Origin of the sequence: Streptomyces sp. NPDC059816 (assembly GCF_042732055.1) — a bacterium.
GTDB lineage: Bacteria > Actinomycetota > Actinomycetes > Streptomycetales > Streptomycetaceae > Streptomyces.
This window is the reverse complement of sequence record NZ_JBHWIQ010000004.1, coordinates 315686-337667: the sequence shown is the minus strand read 5'-3', so window position 1 is coordinate 337667 and position 21982 is coordinate 315686. Positions and strand designations below refer to the sequence as shown.

General features: G+C 74.2%; 14 protein-coding genes and 1 tRNA gene. 6 read left to right on the top strand and 9 right to left on the bottom strand.

All coding sequences use genetic code 11. The annotated features are described in order from the left end of the window. Positions 1-119: 119 nt before the first annotated feature. On the bottom strand, positions 120-1118 hold the full coding sequence (locus ACFV88_RS08110; RefSeq protein ID WP_385487440.1) for a methyltransferase domain-containing protein: 999 nt from the start codon (positions 1116-1118) through the stop codon (positions 120-122). A gap of 413 nt (positions 1119-1531) precedes the next feature. On the opposite strand from ACFV88_RS08110, the gene ACFV88_RS08105 reads away from it, so the two are divergent. From ACFV88_RS08105 to ACFV88_RS08090, 4 genes are all read left to right on the top strand, one after another. Beyond that, on the top strand, positions 1532-1945 hold the full coding sequence (locus ACFV88_RS08105) for a globin (RefSeq protein WP_385487272.1): 414 nt from the start codon (positions 1532-1534) through the stop codon (positions 1943-1945). A gap of 211 nt (positions 1946-2156) precedes the next feature. Then, positions 2157-5576 carry an FtsX-like permease family protein gene (locus ACFV88_RS08100; protein ID WP_385487270.1) on the top strand — a complete coding sequence of 1140 codons (3420 nt, stop codon included), beginning with the start codon at positions 2157-2159 and terminating at the stop codon, positions 5574-5576. Further along, complete coding sequence (locus ACFV88_RS08095; RefSeq protein WP_385487268.1) at positions 5573-8596, top strand: FtsX-like permease family protein; 3024 nt, start codon at positions 5573-5575, stop codon at positions 8594-8596. Before ACFV88_RS08100 ends, ACFV88_RS08095 begins: the two co-directional genes overlap by 4 nt. 109 nt (positions 8597-8705) lie before the next feature. Further along, a complete protein-coding gene (locus ACFV88_RS08090) occupies positions 8706-9689 on the top strand; it encodes an ABC transporter ATP-binding protein (protein ID WP_385487266.1) in 984 nt (327 codons plus the stop codon). Between the two features lie 13 nt (positions 9690-9702). On the opposite strand, the gene ACFV88_RS08085 is transcribed toward ACFV88_RS08090, so the two are convergent. The 4 genes from ACFV88_RS08085 to ACFV88_RS08070 form a co-directional block, all read right to left on the bottom strand. Further along, on the bottom strand, positions 9703-10410 hold the full coding sequence (locus tag ACFV88_RS08085; RefSeq protein ID WP_385487264.1) for a hypothetical protein: 708 nt from the start codon (positions 10408-10410) through the stop codon (positions 9703-9705). Further along, entirely contained in the window at positions 10407-10850 is a 444-nt protein-coding gene (locus ACFV88_RS08080; protein ID WP_385487262.1) for an acyl-CoA thioesterase, read from the bottom strand. Before ACFV88_RS08080 ends, ACFV88_RS08085 begins: the two co-directional genes overlap by 4 nt. 6 nt (positions 10851-10856) lie before the next feature. Beyond that, entirely contained in the window at positions 10857-12521 is a 1665-nt protein-coding gene (gene ettA, locus ACFV88_RS08075) for an energy-dependent translational throttle protein EttA (RefSeq protein WP_385487260.1), read from the bottom strand. 244 nt (positions 12522-12765) lie between these two features. Beyond that, positions 12766-13371 (bottom strand): TetR/AcrR family transcriptional regulator, encoded by a 606-nt coding sequence (locus ACFV88_RS08070; RefSeq protein WP_385487258.1) that lies wholly within the window; start codon positions 13369-13371, stop codon positions 12766-12768. 89 nt (positions 13372-13460) lie between these two features. Between ACFV88_RS08070 and ACFV88_RS08065 the strand changes: the two genes are divergently transcribed. Continuing rightward, positions 13461-14327: an alpha/beta fold hydrolase gene (locus ACFV88_RS08065; RefSeq protein WP_385487256.1), complete on the top strand. Its 867-nt coding sequence runs from the start codon at positions 13461-13463 to the stop codon at positions 14325-14327. 125 nt (positions 14328-14452) lie between these two features. On the opposite strand, the gene ACFV88_RS08060 is transcribed toward ACFV88_RS08065, so the two are convergent. From ACFV88_RS08060 to ACFV88_RS08045, 4 genes are all read right to left on the bottom strand, one after another. After that, positions 14453-15946: a TQXA domain-containing protein gene (locus tag ACFV88_RS08060; RefSeq protein WP_385487254.1), complete on the bottom strand. Its 1494-nt coding sequence runs from the start codon at positions 15944-15946 to the stop codon at positions 14453-14455. A gap of 347 nt (positions 15947-16293) precedes the next feature. After that, entirely contained in the window at positions 16294-16899 is a 606-nt protein-coding gene (locus ACFV88_RS08055) for a single-stranded DNA-binding protein (RefSeq protein WP_385487252.1), read from the bottom strand. A 289-nt stretch (positions 16900-17188) separates the two neighbouring features. Next, the gene (locus ACFV88_RS08050; protein ID WP_385487251.1) at positions 17189-19498 is read right to left on the bottom strand and encodes a GTP-binding protein; all 2310 of its coding nucleotides are present in this window, start codon (positions 19496-19498) and stop codon (positions 17189-17191) included. A 5-nt stretch (positions 19499-19503) separates the two neighbouring features. Further along, the gene (locus ACFV88_RS08045; RefSeq protein WP_385487249.1) at positions 19504-21195 is read right to left on the bottom strand and encodes a dynamin family protein; all 1692 of its coding nucleotides are present in this window, start codon (positions 21193-21195) and stop codon (positions 19504-19506) included. Positions 21196-21525: 330 nt separating this feature from the next. Between ACFV88_RS08045 and ACFV88_RS08040 the strand changes: the two genes are divergently transcribed. Beyond that, a tRNA-Arg gene (locus tag ACFV88_RS08040) sits at positions 21526-21598 on the top strand. Positions 21599-21982: the final 384 nt, after the last annotated feature.

The window sequence follows — 21982 nt, the reverse complement described above, 5'->3', positions numbered from 1 at the left end:
TGCCCCTCCTGTAGGGGTAGCGGGTTCCGGTGGGGGCCGGTCCGACTATCACCAGCCACGGGGGCTTATCCCGTCGGGGTTCCGCGGGCGGCCGGCGCAACCACGGCGGGCCCGGGCGGTCAGGCGTCGGGCAGCGGCCAGGCGTACGGGCCGTCCGGCTCGTCCAGCCAGCTCCAGGTGTGCCGCCCGCGCACGCTCACGCCGTAGCGTTCGCGGGCGGGGCGCCCCTCGCGCTGCCAGAGGCTGACCGCCTCGCGCGGGTCCAGCACCCCGGCCGTGAGCGCCAACAGGAACTGGAACAGTTCGCTGTGCAGCGCCCGCCGCGGCAGCCCGCCGGGGTACGGGGCCTGGGTACGGCGCCGTGCGGCGCCCCGCAGCGGGACGAAGTACGCCGAGGTGTGCAGGAACCTGCCCTCGGCCTCCTCGGGCCCGGTCACCGTGAGCCGGATCAGTCCCGTCGCGAGCGGCGCCAGGACCAGAGCGCCGGGCGTGCACTGCGCCAGCCAGGCCCGCGGCACCGACGGCAGGGTGCAGGTCGCCATGATCCGGTCGAAGGGCGCCCGCTCGGGGCAGCCCCGGGCGCCGTCGCCGGTGACCACGGTCGGGGCGTGGCCGGCGGCCCGCAGATGGGCTCGCGCGCTCTCGGTGATGTCCGGGTCCAGGTCCACGGTGGTCACCCGCTCGTCACCGACCCGGTGGGCGAGGAGCGCCGCGTTGTAGCCGGTGCCCGCGCCGATCTCCAGTACCCGGTCCTCCTGACCGATCCGCAGCTCGGCGAGCATCCTGGCCATCAGCGAGGGCTGGCTGGACGAGGAGAGCAGTTCCCCGTCGCGCAGCCGGGTGGCCAGCGGGGCGTCGGCGTAGGCACCGCGCATCCAGCGGGTGCGGCGGGCGGGATCGGGGTGACCGCCCCACAGCCGTTCGTGGCCGCTGCCCACCCCGATCCAGTACGTGGGCACGAAGAGGTGGCGCGGGACCTGCTCGAAGGCGGTGCGCCAGCCCGGATCGGCGTCCCAGCCGCCGCTCGCCTCGATCGCCCGGACCATGCCGGCGCGTGCCTCCGCGGCGACCTGCGCCAGGTCGCCCTCCGGTGCGCTGCGGGGGGTGTGCGGGCCCATGCCTCCACTGTCCTGCGCCGGAGCACTGTGCGCGAGGGCGCTGTTCTTGTGCGGGTGCGCCGTGGTCACCCGCGCAGTTCCCCGCGCCCCTAGCGGTGCGTCCTGGCGGGCGTGGGCTGTTCTTGTGCGGGTGCGTGGTGGTTGCCCGCGCAGTTCCCCGCGCCCCTCGGGTGCGTTCCGGTGGGCGTGCGCTGTCCGGCGGGCGTGCGTCCCGCGTTCGCGCAGTTCCCCGCGCCCCTGATCAGGGCGCTGCGGCACGGCCCGGCCCACCCCCACTGGACAACGCACCCCGGCAGGGACGCACCTCAGGGGCGCGGGGAACTGCGCGGGGCAGCGCACACCAGTCGGAGCCGGGCCCCGGGCCAACCTCTCGGGTCCTAGGACCCGAGTCCTCGGCCACCCGGTCTGACACCATGGACGGTGTGAACGAGATCCGGCGCGGCACCCTTCAGGAGCAGACCTTCTACGAGCAGGTCGGCGGCGAGGAAACCTTCCGCCGGCTGGTCCACCGTTTCTACCAGGGCGTCGCCGAGGACCCCCTGCTGCGCCCCATGTACCCGGAAGAGGACCTCGGCCCCGCCGAAGAGCGGTTCGTCCTGTTCCTGATCCAGTACTGGGGCGGTCCCAAGACCTACAGCGAGCAGCGCGGCCACCCCCGCCTGCGCATGCGGCACGCCCCGTTCACGGTGGACCGGGCCGCGCACGACGCGTGGCTGCGGCATATGCGGGACGCGGTGGACGAGCTGGAGCTGTCCGAGGAGCACGAGGAGCAGCTGTGGCGGTACATGACGTACGCCGCCGCCTCGATGATCAACAGCCCGGGCTGATCCCGCCCCGATAGTCGGATTCCGCACCCCGTTTTCCGTTTCGTGCCCCCGCTGCCCCTTCCGCTCCCCCCTCCACTCTGAAAGCATCCAGGAACCTCCCGTAGAACGCGCGTGCCCCGGTGTGGCGCGCCGGCACCCACGGGACGGGGCACCCACGGGGGCGGGACCACGTGGCGACGGGCAACGGCGGATCGCGGGGGCGGGACAAGCAGTGACAGGGTTCGTACTGGCGCGCGTCCGGGCGCACCGCCTCCTGCTCGCCGCCGCACTGGTCGCCGTGGTCCTGACCACCACGGTCCTCGCGACCCTCGCCGCCTTCTCCGGCGGCATCGGCGACGCCGCGCTGCGGCACACGCTGCGCACCCGGGACACCGCCGCGACCGCGCTGACCGCCAAGGCGCCGGTCGCGCCCTCCGACCGGCGCGCCACCGAAGCCGCCGGGAAGGCGGTGCAGGACGCGGCCCGTACCGCCTTCGACGGGCTGCCGTTCACCACCCGCGCGCTGGCCCGCTCCGGCCCCTACGCGCTCCCCCGGTCCCTCCAGCCGCCGGCCGCCCGCGACGGCAATCCGTACCTCACGCACTTCAGCTCGCTGGACACCACCCAGGTCCGGATCGTGCGGGGTCGGGCGCCCGACGCCTCCCGACGCGGTGAGGTGGAGGTGGCGCTCCCGGAGACGGCCGCCGCCGAGCTGGGCGTGCACCCGGGGGACCGGGAAGCGGCGCTGACCCTGACCGACCGGCTCGACGGGCCCGCGGTCCGCGTCCGGGTCGTCGGCGTCTACCGCCCGGTCGCGGCCGACGCCCCCTACTGGCAGTTGGACGGGCTGCGCGGGCGCGGCGTCCAGAAGGTGTCGTTCACGACGTACGGGCCGCTGCTCACCGACCCGGCGGTGCTGGCCACCGCGGGGCGGGTCAGCACCGGCGAGACGTCCTGGCTCGCGGTCGCCGACTTCTCCGCGATGAGCACCGGGCGCATCGACGCACTGCGCGACGCGGCCCGCGAGGGCGTCGCGTCGCTGCGCGGGTCGGCGGCGCTCGGCGGGAGCACCGACGTCACCACCGGGCTGCCCGGCGTCCTGGACCGGGCGGAACGCGCCACCCTGGTGTCCCGTTCCACGCTCCTCATCGTGGCGCTCCAGCTCTCCCTGCTCGCCGGGTACACCCTGCTGCTGGTGGCGCGGCTGTTGAGCGCCGAACGCGACGGGGAGACCGGGCTGCTGCGGGCCCGCGGCGGCTCGCGCGGCCGGATCGGCACGCTCGCGGCACTGGAGGCGCTGATGCTGGCGCTGCCCGCCGCCCTGTTGGCGCCGCTGCTCGCGGGTCCACTGACGGAACTGCTCGCCGGACAGGGCGCGCTGGCCCGGATCGGGCTGCGGGTGGACGGGGTGGCGTCCGGCGGGGTGTGGCTGGTCGCGGGCGCCGTGGCCCTGGGCTGTGCGCTCGCGGTGACCCTGCCGGCCCTCACCTCGGACGGTGCGACCCGGGGCCGCGGGCGTGCGCTGCCCGGGCCGTTGCGGGCCGGCGCGGACGTGGCGCTGGTGGCGGTCGCGGGCATCGCGTACTGGCAGCTCGACCGGCAGACCGCCCAGTCGGGCGTGTTCGGCAAGGACGGCTCGGGACAGCCCGGCATCGATCCGCTGCTGGTGGCGGCGCCCGCGCTGGCGCTGCTCGCCGGTACGGCGCTGACCCTGCGGCTGCTGCCGCCGGCCGCCCGGCTCGCCGAGCGTCGCGCGGCGAGCGGCCGGGGGCTGACCTCGGCGCTCGCGGGCTGGCAGCTCAGCCGTCGGCCGCTGCGGGGCGCGGGGCCCGTGCTGCTGCTCGTCCTCGCGGTGGCGATGGGGATGCTGGCCATCGGCCAGGGCTCGTCGTGGGACCGCTCGCAGGACGACCAGGCGGACTTCCGCGCGGGCGCCTCGGTCCGGGTGCAGACCGCCGGGGTCGCCGGGCTGGGGCACGCCGGACGGTACGCGGAACTGCCCGGGGTGCGGGAGGCGGTGCCCGTGCTACGGGCGACGGCGCAGCTCTCGGGGGACCGGGAGGCGACCGTCCTCGCCCTGGACACCGCACGGGGCGCGAAGCATGTGCTGACCCGCCCCGACCTGGGCGGACTGACCGGTGGCGCCCCCCGGTCCGCGGGGATCAGCGCGGCGCGGGACGGGACCCGGCTGCCGAAGGACACCACCCGCCTCGAACTCGACGTCCGGCTGCGGACGAAGCCCGACCCGGGCGGGGTCGCCCCGGACGACGACTCCGGGCCGCCGAAGGACGCGTCGCACGAACCGCCCCGGGTGGCCGTGCTGGTGGAGGACCGCTACGGACTGTCGTACCGGCTGCCGGCCGGGACGCTGACCGCCGACGGTCGCACCCGCACCCTCTCCGTCGACCTGTTGCAGGCCGCGGAGTCCGCCGCCGGCGAACCCGCCCGGCCGCTGACCTTCATCGGTCTGGAGCTGGACGTCCCCCAACCCGTGGGCGTGCCCGAACGGCACGTGCTCACCGTGGCCGCGCTACGGGCCGCGGACGGGGGGACCGAGGCCGCCCCGGTGCGGCTCAGCTCCCCGTGGCGGGCGAAGTCCGCGGTCGCCCGCGCGGACGACGCGCTGAGCGAGCAGGCCCGCCCGACCCGCCCCGAACTGACCGGGCCCGATGCACAGGACCCCCGGATCACCGCCCGCTACGGCACCGGTTACACCCCCGGCGGCCCGTTCTGGTCCGGCGAGGACAACACCGTGACCGTCCGGATCATGGCGGACCGGAGCGTGCCCGAGGAGGTCCCGGCCATCGCCACCGACCAGTACCTCAAGGTCCTGGGCGCCCGGCCCGGGGACCGGGTCGACGTGGCGCTCGCCGGCACCAATGTCCCCGTACGGATCGAACGCAGCGTACGGGCGTTGCCCACCACCGGCCCGGACGGTCGGGCCCCCGTCGCGACGAACGGCGAGGGGGCCGACGCCACCGGGGCGAGCACCTCCGCGGCCGACCGCGACGGCGGCGCCCTGCTGTTGGACCTGAACGCCGTCAACCGCATCCTGACGCAACGCGACGGCACCGGTGTATCGCCCACCGAGTGGTGGCTGACGACCGCGCCCGGGCAGTCCGCCGAAGCCGCGGCGGCGCTGCGCGCACGGTCCGACACCGACCCGGCCACCGTGCTCGTCCGCGACGAGATCGCCCAGGGGCTGCGCGACGACCCGCTGGGCGCCGGCCCCGGTGCCGCGCTGACTGCGGTGGCGGTCGCCGCGGCGGCGCTGGCGGCCGTCGGCTTCGGCGTGAGCACCGCCGGTGCGCTGCGGGAACGCTCCACCGAATTCGCCGTGCTGCGCGCCCTCGGGGCGCCCCGCCGCCGGCTGGCCCGACTGGTGGCGGCGGAACAGGGGGTGCTGGTGTGCCTGGCGCTCCTGGTGGGCGCCGCTCTGGGGACGGTGCTCACCCGCGCGGTGGTGCCGCTGATCCTGCTGACGCCCGATGCGACCCGGCCGGTGCCGCCGGTCCTGGTGGAACTGCCCGTCGGTCAGGTCCTCCTGCTGCTCGCGCTGGTGGCGGCGGGCCCGCTGCTGATCACGGCGGCGCTGCCACTGCGGCGCCCGGCCAACCTGGCCACGGCGCTCGGAGCGGCGGTGGAACGGTGACCCGGCACGATCAGCAGGGGAACAACGGGAACAGCGGGAAGAACGGCAGCGGAACGGGTGGACGGCCGGTGCGGCGCGAGCCGACGGACCGGCAGGTGGCGAACGGGCGGACAGTGAACGAGCGAACGGCCAGCGGCCCGACCCCCGGCCGCCCGACGGCACCCGGACCGACGACGACGCCCGAACCGCCCGAGCGGAAGGAGTCGGCCGGCCACCAGCGCGGTCGCACCCCTTTGAGCGCTCCCTGGGTCCGTACCCGGCTGCGCACCGCCCGGGGCGCCGCCCTGGCCCTCGCGCTGCTCGTGGCGTTCACCGCGGCACTCGCCGCCGGCCTCCCGCTCGCCGTGGACGGCCTGCGCGACGAGGGACTGCGGCACTCCGTCGCCGACGCCTCCCCCGCCCGGGCCGCCATCCGGTTCAGCGCCCCGCAGCCCCACCCCAACCTGTCGATGGCGCAGCGCGAGAAGGCCCTGCGCGGCGCCGCGCTGCGCAAGGGCTACGCGGACGTGGTCGACGCGCTCCGGGCCCCGCTCGCCGCCGACGACGCGCACTCCTCGTACGGGGTGCGCACCGCCGAACCCCCGGAGACCCTGGAGGACTGGCTCCCCGAACCGCGCGGCCTGCGCCCGCGGTTCTCGCTCACCGCCCAACAGGGCCTCGACGCGCACGCCGAGGTCCGGGAGGGACGGCTCCCCCGGGCCGGGGGCGCGGTCACCGCGGAGAGCCCCGGGGTGGAGGCCGTGGTGAGCAGGGAGACCGCCCGACGGCTGAAGATCAAGACGGGCGCCGTGCTGCGCATGCCCGGCGTGGTGCGGGACCCCGTCGCCGTACGCATCACCGGCATCGTGGACCCCAAGGACCCGGACGGCCCCTACTGGGCGACCCAACCCCTGCTGCGCACCCCCGCACTGGTGCGGGTCCCGTCCACCGTGCCCGACCCGCCGGTGTACTGGCTCGGCGCCCTCCTGCTGCACCCGGACGCGGCACCGGTCCTGCTCGGCGCCGAGGGGAGCCCCGAGCGGTACTGGAACCTCGCGCCCGACGCCACCGGCCTCGCCGGCGGCGAACTCGACCGGGCCCAGGCCGCCCTGGCCTCCACCGTCAACGGAACGGCGCTGCTGGACGCGCGTCGCGCCATCGACGTCAACACCGTCGCGGACACCGAACTCGACGAGGTCCTCACCGAGTACGGGAAGCTGCGCGACGGCGTCCTGCCGTTGGTCGCGGTCGCCGCGTTCGGCACCGGCACCGTCGCCCTGGTGGTGCTCCTGATGGCCGGCGGACTCGCGGCGGGGCGCCGCCGGGCCGAACTGACCGTACTGCGGGCCCGCGGTGCCTCACTGCGCGGACTCGGCGGGCGACTGCTCGCCGAGACGGCCGTCGTCGCCGTGCCCGCCGGGGCCCTGGGCCTCGCCCTGGCCCTGCTCGCCCTGCCCGGGGGGCGGTGGCCGCTCGCGGTACTGGCCGCCGCCGCGGTGACGCTCGTGGCCTGCCTGGCGCTCCCGGTGCGCGCACTCGCCGCACACCGGGCCGTGCGGATCGGGGCGGACCGCGAGGACCTGACGACGACCCGCCCCTCGCGGCGACGCACGGTCGCCGAACTGACCCTGCTGGTCCTGGCGGTGGGCGCCGTCGTGGTGCTGCGCCAGCGCGGCTCCGGAGGCGGTGGACTCGTCGCGCTCGCCCCGGCGCTGATCGGCGTGATCGCCGCCCTCGTCCTGGTCCGGCTGTATCCGCTGCCGTTGCGGCTGCTCGCCGGACCCACCCGGCGGCTGCGCGGACTGATGGGCCACCTCGCGCTGGCCCGCACGGCCCGCGGCCCGGCCTCCGCGGTGCTGCCGCTGCTCGCCCTGCTGACCGCGCTGACCACCGCCGCGTTCGGTGGCTCGGTGCTCACCGGGATCACCGAGACCCGGGACCGGGCGGCACTGCTCAGCACCGGCGCGGACGCCCGGATCAACGCCGGTGAACCCTTCTCGGACGGGGAGTCCCGACGGATCCGGGAGGTCGCCGGGGTGGAGTCGGTGACCGGCGCGACCGTCGACTACGACGCCGTGGCCCTCGGCGTGCCGCCCGGCGACCCGTCCGAGCGTCCGAGCGGAGCGGCGGCAGCCGCCGCCAGCGGCGGCAGCGAGGACTCAGAAGCCCGGGTGCCGCTCGCAGTGGTGGACGCACGGGCGTACGCCGAACTGTCCGAGCGACTCGGGGTGGGAGCGTTCCCAGCCCGCACGCTGACCGACGGGACGAAGCAGACACGTGTCGTACCGGCGCTCGCCTCCCCCGCGACCGCCGAACGCCTCGGCCGCGAACCGGTCACCCTGCGCGTCGACGGCGAGCGGATCACCGTCCGGGTCGCCGCCGTGCGTCCGGTGACCCCGGCGGTGCGGACCGCGGACTTCCTGGTCGTCGACGCCCGCGCCCTCGGCGGGCCGCTGCGGCCCACCTCACTGCTGCTCACCGGTCGCCAGCTCGACGGCGCCGCGCTGCGCAAGGCTGCGGGCCCCGACACGATCGTCCACCTGCGGGACGCGGAACGCGCCCGGTACGCAGACTCGCCCCTCCAGACCGGCGCCGAACGCGTCTACGCGGCGGCCGTCGCGGCGGGCGCCGGGTTCGCCGCCCTCGCCCTGCTGCTCGCCCTGGCCCGGACCGCGCCGGAGCGGACCGCGCTGCTCGCCCGGCTGCGCACCATGGGGCTCACCCGCCGGGACGGACGTCGACTGCTGGTCCTGGAATCGCTGCCGCAGGCCCTGCTGGCGGCGGGCGGCGGGGTGCTCGCGGGGTGGGCGGCCGTCCGGCTGCTCGCGCCCGGCACCGATCTGACGGCCGTCGCCCTGGCCTCCGTGTCCGGCGCCGGTGCACTGCCCTCCGGGGTGGCCGGGCTGCGGCCGGACCCGGTGTCCCTGCTGCTGCCGGCCCTCGCCGTGGTCGCCCTGACGGTCGGCGTCGCGGCCGTCCAGGCGTGGTGGACCGGCCGCCGCGACGCCGTCCGGGAACTACGGCTGGGGGACGAACGATGACCGCCCGCCCACCGGCACCGCTGGCCCCACTGGCACTGCTGGCCCTACCGGCACCGCTGGCCCCGCCCGGGTCCCGTACCCCATCGGCCCCACCTCGGGAGCGCACCTCATGAACACGACCCCGACCACCGAGCCCGCCAGCGGCACGGGCACCTCGCTCGCGGAGCTGGAACGGCGGGCCGCCGATCGACGCGACCGACCCGCCTACGGGCACGACGCGCTGATCAGCTGCGACCGGTTGGTGCGGATCTTCTCCACCGACGGCGTGGAGGTGCAGGCGCTCCAGGGGCTCGACCTCCTGGTGCGCGAAGGCGAACTGATGGCCCTCGTCGGGGCGTCGGGCAGCGGCAAGTCCACCCTGATGAACATCCTCGCCGGACTCGACGAACCGACGGCGGGCGCCGCCAGCGTCGCCGGCCGGGACCTGCTGACCATGGGGTCCGCGGAACGCCTGGCCTACCGTCGGGAGGTCGTCGGCTTCGTCTGGCAGCAGACCTCCCGCAACCTGTTGCCGTACCTGACGGCTGCGCAGAACGTGACGCTGCCCATGCAGCTGAGCGGCGGCCCGCGCGGGTTGCGGGGTCGCCGGGCCAGGGCCGAGCGGGCGGTGGAACTCCTCGACCTGTTGGAGGTCGCCGACTGCCGCGACCGGCGCCCGCACCAGATGTCCGGTGGTCAGCAGCAGCGCGCCGCCATCGCCGTGGCCCTCGCCAACGACCCGTCGGTGCTGCTCGCCGACGAGCCCACGGGGGAGCTCGACTCCCACACCGCCGAGCAGATCTTCGCCGCGTTCCGCACGGCGAACGAGCAGCTGGGCACGACGGTGGTGATCGTCACCCATGACCAGGCGGTGGCCAGCGAGGTCCGCCGGACGGTCGCCATCCGGGACGGCCGCACCTCCACCGAGGTGCTGCGCCGCACCGAGGTCGACGCGGCCACCGGCGAGGAGTCCCTGGTCGCCCGTGAGTACGCGATGCTCGACCGTGCGGGACGGCTCCAACTGCCCGCCGAGTACACGGAGAGCCTGGGGATGCGGGACCGGGTCCTCCTCAAGCACGAGGAGGACCACATCGGGGTCTGGCCGGACGCGTAGTCGGGCGGGTGCGCTACGCCGGGGTGACCGTGAGGCTCGCCGTGCCGGCCCTGCGGAGGGCCACCGATCCGAACGGCGTCCGCAGCCGCAGCCACGTTCCGCTGGTGAGCAGGGCGAGCGGGGCGTCAGCGGACGGCCCGGTGTCCGGCGGGCCGGTGGTCGTTCCCGGGAGGAAACCGAGGGCCTGTGCGGCGTGCGCCGCACGGACCGGGAGGTCACTGTCCCCGAGCGGCCGGGACCAGACCTCGCGGCCGATCCGGTCCAGCGCCGCCCGGCTGCGCTCGGTGGACTCCAGCGACTGGGTGCGGAACCGGAACTCGGCCACCACCTGCGCCACCATCGTCCGCACCGCGTGCGCGGACGGCAGTCCCGGCTCGGGTTGCCAGCCGCCGCGCGGGGGCAGCACCCCGGCCCAGGGCGGCCCGGTCACCGCGTCCGGCACCCGGGCCGTACCCGCCCGTTCGTCGATCGACTCCAGCAGTTCCCCCGCCGACACCGTGGTGTCGAGCGAGTCCTCGATGCCGTGCTCGTACGGCTTCGCGAGCCTGGCCGTGCGGATCGCCAGCACCTCGAACGACGGGGGCCGTCCGAAGACCGCGAGCGTGGCCCGGGCCGCCTGGAGGCGGACCGCGGCGCCGCGGTCGTAGTGGAGCAGCCGGACGAGGAAGGCGGCGAGGTCCGCCGCTTCCCCGCCGTCGGCGAAGTCCACCGTTCGACTCATACCGCCAGTGCCTCCGCGTCGACGTCGGGCACCAGGTACCGCTCCAGGAACCCCCGCTCCTCGGCGGAGATCCGCCGAGGCCGCTGGGTGTCCAGGTTGAACGGGACCATGACCGTGGAGGCCCGTACGTAGGACTGCTCGGCGCCCTCGTGGTCCTTGACCTCGTAGGCGACCGTCAGCGACGAGTTGCGGATGCCGGTCACCCACGACTCGATGACGACCGGCTCGTGCCGGTGCACCAGCGGGCGGAGGTAGTCGATCTCGTGGCGGGCCACGACGGACCCACCGGCGAACAACGGGGACCCGTCACCGGGTGCCAGCCGGAACATGAAGTCGATCCGGGCCTCCTCCAGATAACGCAGGAAGACCACGTTGTTGACGTGCCCGAAGGCGTCCATGTCCGACCAGCGCAGCGGGCAACTGTAGATGTGACGGGTCATCGCGGATCAGCCCCGGGTGAGCTTCTTGTAGGTGGCCCGGTGCGGACGTGCCGCGTCGGCGCCCAGCCGCTCGACCTTGTTCTTCTCGTACGAGTCGAAGTTGCCCTCGAACCAGAACCACTTGGACTCGCCCTCGTACGCCAGGATGTGCGTGGCGACCCGGTCGAGGAACCAACGGTCGTGGGAGACGACCACGGCGCAGCCCGGGAAGTCGAGGAGCGCGTTCTCCAGCGAGGACAACGTCTCGACGTCGAGGTCGTTGGTCGGCTCGTCGAGGAGCAGCAGGTTGCCGCCCTGCTTGAGGGTGAGTGCGAGGTTCAGCCGGTTGCGCTCACCGCCGGAGAGGATGCCGGCGGGCTTCTGCTGGTCCGGGCCCTTGAAGCCGAACGCGCTGACGTACGCCCGCGACGGCATCTCGACCTGGCCGACGTTGATGTAGTCGAGCTCGTCCGAGACGACGGCCCACAGCGTCTTCTTCGGGTCGATGTTCTCGCGGCTCTGGTCGACGTACGAGATCTTCACGGTCTCGCCGACCTTGATCGAGCCGCCGTCCGGCTCCTCCAGGCCCTGGATCATCTTGAAGAGCGTGGTCTTGCCGGCGCCGTTCGGGCCGATCACGCCGACGATGCCGTTGCGCGGGAGGGTGAAGGACAGGTCGTCGATCAGCACCTTCTCGCCGAACGCCTTGGAGAGGTTGTTGACCTCCACGACGATGCTGCCCAGTCGCGGGCCCGGCGGGATCTGGATCTCCTCGAAGTCCAGCTTCCGCATCTTGTCGGCCTCTGCGGCCATCTCCTCGTACCGGGCCAGTCGCGCCTTCGACTTGGCCTGGCGGCCCTTGGCGTTGGAGCGGACCCACTCCAGTTCTTCCTTGAGCCGCTTGGCGCGCTTGGCGTCCTTCTGGCCCTCGACCTTGAGGCGGCTCTGCTTGGCCTCCAGGTAGGTGGAGTAGTTGCCCTCGTACGGGAAGGCGCGACCGCGGTCGAGTTCGAGGATCCACTCGGCGACGTTGTCGAGGAAGTACCGGTCGTGGGTGATGGCCACGACGGTGCCCGCGTACTTGGCCAGGTGCTGCTCCAGCCAGTTGACGGACTCGGCGTCGAGGTGGTTGGTGGGCTCGTCGAGGAGCAGCAGGTCGGGCTGTTCGAGGAGGAGCTTGCACAGCGCGACGCGGCGCCGCTCACCACCGGACAGCTTGGTGACGGCCCAGTCGCCGGGCGGGCAGCCGAGGGCGTCCATGGCCTGTTCGAGCTGGGCGTCGAGGTCCCAGGCATTGGCGTGGTCGAGCTCCTCCTGGAGCTTGCCCATCTCGTCGAGCAGCGCGTCGGAGTAGTCCGTCGCCATCTGCTCGGCGATCTCGTTGAAGCGGTCCAGCTTGCCCTTGATGCCCGAGACGCCGTCCTGCACGTTCTCCAGGACCGTCTTGGACTCGTCCAGCGGCGGCTCCTGGAGCAGGATGCCGACGGTGAAGCCCGGGGACAGGAACGCGTCGCCGTTGGACGGCTGCTCCAGGCCCGCCATGATCTTCAGTACGGTCGACTTGCCGGCGCCGTTCGGGCCGACGACACCGATCTTCGCGCCGGGGAGGAAGTTCAGGGTGACGTCGTCGAGAATCACCTTGTCGCCGTGCGCCTTGCGCGTCTTGCGCATGGTGTAAATGTACTCAGCCAAGAGAAACCGTCCGGCAGCTTGATACCTGAAGTGTCAACATGTGTCTCGATGCGACTCGGCATGCGACTCGGCATCTGACTCCGCCGTATGAGGGCAGACACACCCCATCTTGCCGTACCCGCCCTCGGCAACCGAAATCCCGGCCGGGGCCCGACCGGCGCGCACGACGGCCCCCGCCCGCCGGGGAGCGCCACGGCCCGGTCCGCAGGGTGACGCACGCCCCCGGCGCACCGGGGGCGCGTGCTCAGCGCCGGACGAGCAGTCCTTCCACGAGGCGGTCCAGGGCCGCGGCCATCTCCGTCCGGGTCGCCACCGGGTCGTCGGCGTGGGCGACCTTGAGTGCCGCCTCGTCGAGCGCGCCCAGGAGCAGGTGGGCCAGCGGGGAGACGGGCTGGTCCACCAGGTCTCCGGTCTCGATCGCCGCCGACAGGGCCTCGGTGATCACCCCGAGGCCCTGGTCCTGACCGATCTCGCGCCAGCGCCGCCAGCCCAGCACCCCGGGGGCGTCCAGCAGGAGGATGCGCTCCGCGTCCGGCTCGGCGAAGGCGTCGAGGAAGGCGCGCGCACCCGCCCTGAGGGCTTCGACCGGATCGGAGGCGGTCGCCATGGCCTGGGTGGCGATCCGCTGGGTGACCTCGGCCTCGACCGTCTGGACCACGGTGTCGAACAGGTCGGTCTTGTCGCGGAACTGGTGGTAGAGCGCGCCTCGGGTCACCCCCGCGGCCCGGACGATCTCCTCCGTGCCGACGTCCGCGTAGCCGCGCTCGGCGAACAGCCGCCGGGCGGCGGCCACCAGCGCGGACCGGGTGGCCCGGGAGCGCTGTTCGTGCTTGCTACTGGTCGGTTGCATCTCGCCCCTTGAGTTTCATACAGACTGCATGCATTCTATATCCGTATCCCGTACAGGCTGTATGTAAATTGCCCCCGAGGAGTGCAGACATGCCGCAGATCACGCTTCCGCAGGGAACCGTCCACTACCGGTCCACCGGCGACGGCCCCCCGGTGGTCCTGCTCCACGGCTACCTGATGGACAGCAAACTGTGGGACCCGGTCGTCGACCGCCTGGCCCCCGACTTCCGCTGCATCCGTCCGGACCTCCCGTTCGGCGCCCACCGGATCCCCCTCTCCCCCGACACGGAACTCGACCTGGTCGGCATCGCCCGCCTGGTCGCCGATCTGCTCGACGCGCTCGACCTGCGCGAGGTGACGCTGGTCGGGAACGACTACGGCACCTCCGTCGCCCAGACCGTCGCCGCCCGGCACCCGGAACGGATCGGCCGCCTGGTGCTCACCAGCGGCGAGTGCTTCGACAACTCCCCGGCGACCTGGTTCAAACCGCTCGTCCCGGCGGCCCGGGTGCCCGGACTGCTCACCCTCGCCTTCCAGTCGCTGCGGTCGCGCACCCTGCGCCGGCTGCCCTTCGCGTACGGACTGCTGACCGCGAACGAGCTGCCCCACGACCTGATCGACGACTGGGTCGACGCGTTCTTCAGCGACCGCGGCGTGCGGCGCGACTGCGAGAAGGTCACCCGGGGGTTCCGGCCGGCCGCCACGCTCGACACGGCGAACCGGATCGCCTCCTTCGACCGACCGGCCCTGATCGCGTTCGGGCGCGAGGACCGGCACTTCCCGTTCAAGCACGGCGCCCGGCTGGCGGCGCTGCTGCCCGACGCCCGGTTGGCGGCCGTTCCCGACACCCGCACCTGGGTCATGCTCGACCAGACCGAGATGATCTCCAGCCTGATCGGCGAGTTCATCCGGACCACGCCCATCGGGGCCGCCCGGTCGGACGACGCACCGGTCTGAGCGAGAACGGGAACCTCTCCCCCCGGCCTCGCGATCACCGCCCTTGCGATCACCGCCCTCGCGATCACCGCCCTGCGGTCACGACCCTGCGGTCAGGGCGCCGCGGTCACGATCCTTCGCTCGGGTCAGCCCTGCTGGCGCGAGTTGCGCGTGCGGAGCACGAGCACGGCCGCACCGCCGACCAGGACCAGGGCCACGGCCGTCCCGGCTATCACCGGGGTGACCGGGGAACCGCCGGTGGCCGCCAGATCGGACGCGCTACGGGCGCCCTTGCCCGGCGCACCGGGAGCCGAGGCGGGGCTCGGCGCCGCCATGGCACGGGTGCCACGGGCCTCGCTGCTGCGGGTGCGGCAGTCGAAGATCCCGCTGATCCTCTTCTCGTAGCCGTCGGGGCCGGCCACGGTGAAGTCGTAGCTCTGGTCCTCCGCGAGCGGAACGGGCACCTTCTCGACACGGCCCGCGGCGACCACCCTGCGCGCACCGGACAGTTCGAACTCGAAGTCCTGGTCCCCCGCGTTGCGCACCATGACCTCCAGGCCGCCGTGCGCACAGACCTTCTCCGCCGAGACGGCCGGCACCGGGCCGCTCTCGCCCCAGTTCACCAACGCGGTCGCGGACACCGTCGACTCGCTGGAGCCCGCGAGGACCTGGGTCTGACTGCGGCTCCCCGAGGTGAACGCCCGGCCGACGGGCACCGTGGTCGACGTCTGGATGGTCAACGCGGCCAGCCCGGCCGACGCGCCCTTCGGTATGTCCAGGAAGAGGGAGTCACCGTGCCGGGCGGCGGTGACCGGCTTGCCCTTGGCGTTGAGGACCCGCATCCCGTCCACCAGGGCGAGCGTGTTCGGCGCCACCGTCACCCGCTCGGCACCGGAGCGGACCTTGACCGGGCCGATCCGTGCGCCGTCCTCCCCGGCGGAGGCCAACAGGGCCGAATGCGCCGCCGGGGTGAGGTCCAGCGACGCCCCGGGCTCGGGCAGGCTGCGTGCCTCGCGTTCCAGGTAGTCGGCGAGCCGCTCGGCCTGCGGGTCCGCGGCCGTCACCTTCGGGACCTCCCGCGCGTCCCGCTCCGCACCGTTCTTCTTGCTGCGGGCGCTCGGGCGGGCGCCGGCACCGTCGGAGTAGCGCCAGATCGCCACCTGGGTGCCGACGGCGGCGTCCTGCTCGGTCAGACCCTTGGCCCCGGCCCGCCGAGCGAGCGCGGCGAGGTCGTTGACCTGCGGGTAGGAGTTCTGGAGAATCCAACGGATCTTGCCCGCGGCGGCGTTGACGCCCAGCGAGGTGCCCGACCAGGGGGTCTCCTGGTAGCGGGCGTCCCACTGGGTCGCCATGTCGAGGTCCACCCCGTACGTCCGCAGGGTGCCGCCACCGTCCACGGCCAACTCGAACAGGCCCGCCCGGAGCCGTCGTTCCTCGCCGCCCACCCGGACGACCGCATCACCGGAGAACTTCAATCCGCTGAGCGTCGCCGCGGCGCCCCCGTGGTCCTGCGGCTCCTCGGCCGCCGCAGCCGCCCCGGCACCCGCCACCACCATGCCCGTGGTGAACAGGCCGGAGACGGCGGCCCCGACGGCGAGACGAACGGCGCCCCTCTTCAGAGGGGAGCTGGCTGCAAACACGGAATTCCCTTTCGGGTGAGGCCCATTGGTGTGGGGGTGGTCCTCACCAGCAGAATCAGATGCTCCTTGAGCTGTTCCGGCATCCTAAGAAACGTCACGTACCGACCGCCCCACCCATACGGTCGGATAACCGTTCCGAATCGGAATCGTTATCGCCCCACACACTTCCAACCTGGGCTTATCGACAAATCAACGCATTGGTCCGACTCCTCGGCCACGGTGGACGTCGAAATCCGGCCTTCCGCACCCCGCCGCGACGCCCGGACCCCGGCACGAACGCCCGGACCCCGCCCACACCGACATCCGAACCGGGCGCGGCTGCCCGAACCGGGCGCGGGCGTCCGGGATCAGACCGCGAGCGGATCCAACTCCCCCTCCGCGGGGCCCTCGGCCGCGGCCGGACCACGCACCCGAGCGCCCAGGTCCCACAGGTCCCGCTCCGGCCGAGCCGGCACGCCCTTCGCGCCACCCCCTCCCCGGACCTTCACGGCCCCGAGCGTCACGTCGTCCCCGAGCGCGACTTCCCCGGTCGTCGCGTCCCCGTCGGCTCGCGTCTGCGGGAACCCGTCCGCGCCGCCCCGTTGTCGCGCAACCGGTGGCACCCGTTGGAAGGCCGCCGTGCCCCGCGCGAGGTCGTGCCCGATGCTGCTCGCCTCGATGTCCGCCGCGAACCACTGCTTCCCGTCGCCCCCGTCTTCCTGGCGTACCTTCAGACGTCCCTGGACGATGACGGGTTCGCCCACGGACAGGGAGGCCATCGCGTTCTCCGCGAGTGCGCGCCACGCGCACACGGTGAAGAAGTTGGTGTGCCCGTCGGCCCAGGTCTCGCTGCGCCGGTCCCAGTACCGGGCCGTCACGGCGAGCCTGAACCGGACGACCCGGCCCGTCGCGAACTCCCTGACCACCGGTGCGGTCGCCACGTTCCCCACCACGGTCACCAGCGTCTCGTTCATCACGTACCCCCTATGAACCGCGCGCGGGTCGCCCCGCGCGTCCGGCGTCCGCGGTCCCCCGTGGATCCGCGGCCGGTGGCAGGGCATGACGGCTCCGGCCGCCCGTACCCCACCGACGCCCCGGGCCGTGCGGTTCGCTCCCGCACGACCCGGGCCGTGACCTCAGAATCCCCGAACCCGCCCGATCCCGCTGGGCCCTGTGGGCAGCGCGGAACCTGTGGACAACTCGCTCACCCGTACGAGTGAGACCGTACTGCGGGACAGCGGACGATCGCCGCATCCACAGGCGTCAGCCGGTGCTCGCGGACCCCACCGCGGACCCGCCGACCGCCGCGGAACCCGGAACGCCCGCTCCGCCACCTGACGCACCGGACCCGCCTGACCCACCGACCGGCCCGCCGGTCAACCCCGTGGCCCGCAGGTACTGCTCGCGCACCTCCCGGTACCGCAGCAGTTCCGCGGCCACCGGATCGAGCACCCGGGCCCGCCCGCAGCCGGCCGCAGCCTCCCGCAACCGCCGTTCCGCCTCCGTCGCGTACCGCCGGGCGGGCCCCCGTGCGGCCATCCGGCACAACCACTCCACGCACGGACCGCCGACGATCCCGATGACCATCAACAGGACCGGCACCCCGAGGTTCGGTGCCGTGACCCTGGCGATCTGGCCCACCAGCCAGAGCGCGCCGAAGACCTGGAGCACCGTCATGCACGCCTGGGCGAACACGGCGGCCGGCCACCAGCCCGGCCGCGGGGGCCGCCGCGGTGCACCCGCGTCGGCCGTGAGCCGGTCGAGCGCCTCCGGCAGCCCCTCGGCACCCCGTACCGCCGCCTCCCGCACGGCCAGCGCCCAGGGGCCGGGCAGCCCCGAAGCGGCCTGTTCGGCGACCGTGCGCACCGCCTGCTCGACCCGCTGGCGGGCAGTGGCCTCCTCGTCCGCGGGGGTCGGCGGCACCGGGAACCTCGACACGGGGTCGCGCCGGGCCTCGTGCCAGCGCCACAGCCGCAGCCACGGCGTCCCACAAGCGGTGTGCGCGTTGCGCCGCCAGGCCCGTTCGGCGGCCTCCCCCGCGGCGCTCGCCCCGACCGCCTCGGCGAGCCGGTCGGAGAACTCGTCGCGGGCGCGCTCGGTGAGCCCCGGCCGGCGGGCGGCGGCGTAGACGGGACGCAGCCGGGAGGCCGCCGCGTCGACGTCGGCGGCGATCCGTCGGGCCGGGGCCGCCCGCTCCCGCAGGAACTGGTCCAGGGCCTCGCGCAGTTGGTCCATCCCCTCGCCGGTCAGCGCGGACAGGGCGAGCACCGTGGCGCCCGGTTCGTCGTGCTCGCCGAGGGCGATGCCGTCCTCGTCCAGGAGGCGCCGCAGATCGTCGAGCACCTGGTCGGCGGCGTCCGCGGGGAGCCGGTCGACCTGGTTGAGGACGACGAACATCACCTCCGCATGGCCGGCCATCGGCCGTAGGTAGCGCTCGTGGAGGATCGCGTCCGCGTACTTCTCGGGGTCCACGACCCAAATCACGGCGTCGACCAGCGCGAGGACCCGGTCGACCTGCTCGCGGTGGACCGTGGACGCCGAGTCGTGGTCCGGAAGGTCGATCAGCACCAGCCCGTCGAGCGGGGTCTCCGTCCCCGAACTCAGCACCGGCCGGCGACGCAGCCGCCCCTGGATGCCGAGTCGGTCGAGGAGCCCGGCCGCGCCGTCCGTCCAGGTGCAGGCGATCGGGGACGAAGTGGTGGGGCGGCGCACGCCGGTGTCGGAGATCGTCACCCCGGCGAGCGTGTTGAACAGCGTCGACTTGCCGCTGCCCGTGGCCCCCGCGAGGGCGACGACGGTATGCCGGTCGGAGAGTCTGCGGCGGGCCGCCGCCTCGTCCAGGACCCGCCCCGCCTCGGCCAGGGTGGACCGTTCGAGCCGGGCCCTGGACAGCCCGATCAGCTCCCGCAGGGCGTCGAGCCGGCCGCGCAGTTCGGCGTCGTAGACGGGGTTCGTGGACGTCTGCGGGGCGGTGCGGCCCGGTCCGCCGTCCTTGCCGACCGCCGCGGCGAGTTCATCGGCCCCGGTGGTGCGGCGGGCGATCAGCCCGTCGTCCCAGACCGAACCGCGCTCGGCGCGCGACGGGGCGGAGGTGCGCGCCCGCGCGGTGGACGCGCCCGGGGCGGCGTGGGAGCCGACCGTGCGGGACGTCCCGGGCCACGGAGGGTCAGTGGCCGGGCGTTCGCGTCGTTCCCGGGGGCCCGTGCCCGGGTCGGTCTCCGCCGCGCGGGTGGCACGCCCTGCCCGGACGGCGTCCGGAGCGTCACCCGGGGCGCCGTCGTCCACCGCGGTCCCGTCGGTCGGGGCGTCATCGGTCCCGGCACCGTCACCGTCGCTCCGCTCAGCACGATCGAAGCCCCCGCGGACGCCCGCGCGCCGGTCGCCGCCCCCGGAGCGGCCCGGTGCCGGGTCACCCGCGTGGCCACTCCCCCGGTCCCCCGCCCGGTCCCCCTCTTGGTCGCCCTCCCGGTCGCCCCCCTGGTCACCCGCCGGGCCCCCGTCAGCAGGCCGGTCCGGGTGCCCCGTACCCCCCGTACCCTCCGCGCGATCGGTGTGGTCGGTCACGGCGGTCACCGTGGTCACCTCTCCCTCTGTTCGCTCTGCTGGCCCTGGCTTCTCGGTGCGCGCCGTTCGACGGGTCCGCCCCGTTCCCGCAGCAGCACGGAGAGCGCGGCGATCAACTCCGACTGGGGATCGGGCTGGACGTCGAGCGCGTCCAGGGGGGCGAGCCGGCGCTCGCGCTCGCCGTAGAGCACCTTGTCGACGTAGTCCGTGACCAGCCGACCGCCCCGGTCCCTCAGCCGCAGCGCGCTCTGCGCCCCGATGCGTTCGGCGAGGGTCTCCCCCGCGGCCCGCCCGCGGCGGCCACCGAGCAGGGCCACGGCGAGCATGGCGGCCACCGCTTCCGGGTCGGGGGCCACGCTCTTGTCGAGGGCGCGCACCTCCTCCTCGCAGTGCTCCTCCAACTCCCGGCGCCAGCGCCGTACCGCCATGCCCACCCGGTGCTCGGCGCTCTCCATCCCGGGGTCGCGCAACGTCAGGACCGGTGCACCGGAGCCGGGTTCGTGGCGCCAGCGCTCGTCGATCCGTTCGTCGGCGGCGGTGACACAGCACAGCAGCAGTGCGCTCAGACTCTCCACGAGGGCGTCGAGGAGTTCGTCGGGACCGCAGTCCAGGGGGTAGCTGCGCCACCGTTTGAGGGCGTCCCCGGAGAGCACCGCCCCGCTCTGGAGCCGCCCCCGCACCCGGGCGTGTTCACTCTCGTACGTCTCCTCGACCGCGGAGGTGAGCCGGACGGCGGCGGCGTGCTGGGCGGCGACGGCACCGGCCAGGGCGGGCATCCGGGAGCGCAGCGAGGCGAGGGCGCCGCCTGCCGTGCGGATCAGGGTGTGCGCGCGGACCGCGGGCTCCTGGGCGCGCTGGGTGAGCCAGGCGCGCAGCGGGGCCACCGCGGTGGACGGCAGGAGCCCGCCGCCGCCGGCGGATTCGGGCAGTTCGGGGACGGTGAACCGGGGCACGTCACCGAGTCCGGCCTTGGTGAGCAGTGCGGCGTACTGGCGGGACACCTCGGAGACGACCTGGTGGGGCACCCGGTCCAGGACGCTCACCAGGGTCGCGTCGTACTCCTTGGCGGTGCGCAGCAGGTGCCAGGGAACGGCGTCGGCGTACCGGGCGGGGGTCGTGACCATGATCCAGACGTCGGCCGCGCAGATCAGCTGGGCGGCGAGGAGTCGGTTCTCGGCGACGAGGGAGTCGATGTCGGGCGCGTCGAGGAGGGCGAGGCCGCGGGGCAGGGCGCTGGCCGTCTCGATGCGGAGCTGGCGTTCGACACCCCCGCGTCCGCCCCGTGCGGCACCGGCCCCGTACGCGGGGGTGCTGAGGTGATCCTGCGGGGGCACCCACACCCGGGTGAGGCCGGGGAGCACCCGCAGCCCGCTGAACCAGTGGTGGTCCTCCGGGTGGCAGACCAGGACGGGCACCCGGGTGGTGGGCCGCAGCACGCCGGCCTCGCTGACCTGGCGGCCGACGAGGGAGTTCACCAGGGTGGACTTGCCCGCTCCGGTGGAACCGCCGATCACGGCCAGGAGCGGTGCCTCGGGCGCCTTGAGGCGGGGAACCAGGTAGTCGTCGAGCTGTGCGAGCAGCTCATCGCGGGTGGCTCGCGCGCGTGGCGCCCCCGGAAGGGGGAGCGGAAAGCGTGCGGCGGCGACGCGCTCGCGCAGGGCGGAGAGAGCGTCGAGCAGTTGGGGCCGTACGTCCAAGGTCACCACATGCGAAGAATGCCCAACTTTGACAAGTTTCTGAAGCATATGGGCATCCTGCGCGCCGACCGCCGTCCGGGAAACGGCCGATCGGACAGGGCGAACGGAAGACGCGAGTGGGGCGCAGGCATAACGAGTGCACAACACCCGGGGCGCAAGGCGTCAAAAGCGATGCACGATTCGCACCTGCCTGCGATTATCAGGACCGCTTCACCGAACCTCCACATCAAGGCACGGAGGCGAAGCGCCGGGTACGAGGAACCGGGAGCCCTATCCTTGTCCCCGGCAGGGTCCCCCGGACCGCCCCAACCGGGCACCAGGCCACCCGGCCACCACCCGGCCCCCGTAGCTCAGTGGATAGAGCAGGCGCCTTCTAAGCGCTTGGCCGCAGGTTCGAGTCCTGCCGGGGGCGCAAACAGCCTCTCACCTGCGGAAATAGGCGAGAGGCTTTCTTGTGGCCCGATGCACATCGCTCACGCAGCAAGCGCCGTGCCGGATTCCCGAACCCCCCGTCACGGTGACGTCACGACCGACGAACTGCGGTACGGCCCGCGCCCCATGGCCGCGCACCCGACGACGTACGGGAACGGCTTCCCGGCTTCCCGGTCGGGCCGGTCGCTCATGCGGCCCCCCGGGTCAGCGGCTGAGGCGATGGAGTCCGGCAGTGCACGGACGCCGTCGCGGCGAACTCCCCTGCGCCACCAGGTCGGTCGCGTCCGGCGCGGGCGGACCGTACCGGAGGGGCGCGGTCCCCGGCATCGGGGAGGGTCAGCGCCGCGTGCGGGCGCCACCGCCG

Bases quoted from the DNA above. Each gene is read 5' to 3' on its own strand.
- ACFV88_RS08110 (WP_385487440.1), bottom strand. From the start codon at position 1,118: ATGGGCCCGCACACCCCCCGCAGCGCACCGGAGGGCGACCTGGCGCAG.
- ACFV88_RS08105 (WP_385487272.1), top strand. From the start codon at position 1,532: ATGGACGGTGTGAACGAGATCCGGCGCGGCACCCTTCAGGAGCAGACC.
- ACFV88_RS08090 (WP_385487266.1), top strand. From the start codon at position 8,706: ATGAACACGACCCCGACCACCGAGCCCGCCAGCGGCACGGGCACCTCG.
- ACFV88_RS08085 (WP_385487264.1), bottom strand. From the start codon at position 10,410: ATGAGTCGAACGGTGGACTTCGCCGACGGCGGGGAAGCGGCGGACCTC.
- ACFV88_RS08080 (WP_385487262.1), bottom strand. From the start codon at position 10,850: ATGACCCGTCACATCTACAGTTGCCCGCTGCGCTGGTCGGACATGGAC.
- ACFV88_RS08070 (WP_385487258.1), bottom strand. From the start codon at position 13,371: ATGCAACCGACCAGTAGCAAGCACGAACAGCGCTCCCGGGCCACCCGG.
- ACFV88_RS08065 (WP_385487256.1), top strand. From the start codon at position 13,461: ATGCCGCAGATCACGCTTCCGCAGGGAACCGTCCACTACCGGTCCACC.
- ACFV88_RS08055 (WP_385487252.1), bottom strand. From the start codon at position 16,899: ATGAACGAGACGCTGGTGACCGTGGTGGGGAACGTGGCGACCGCACCG.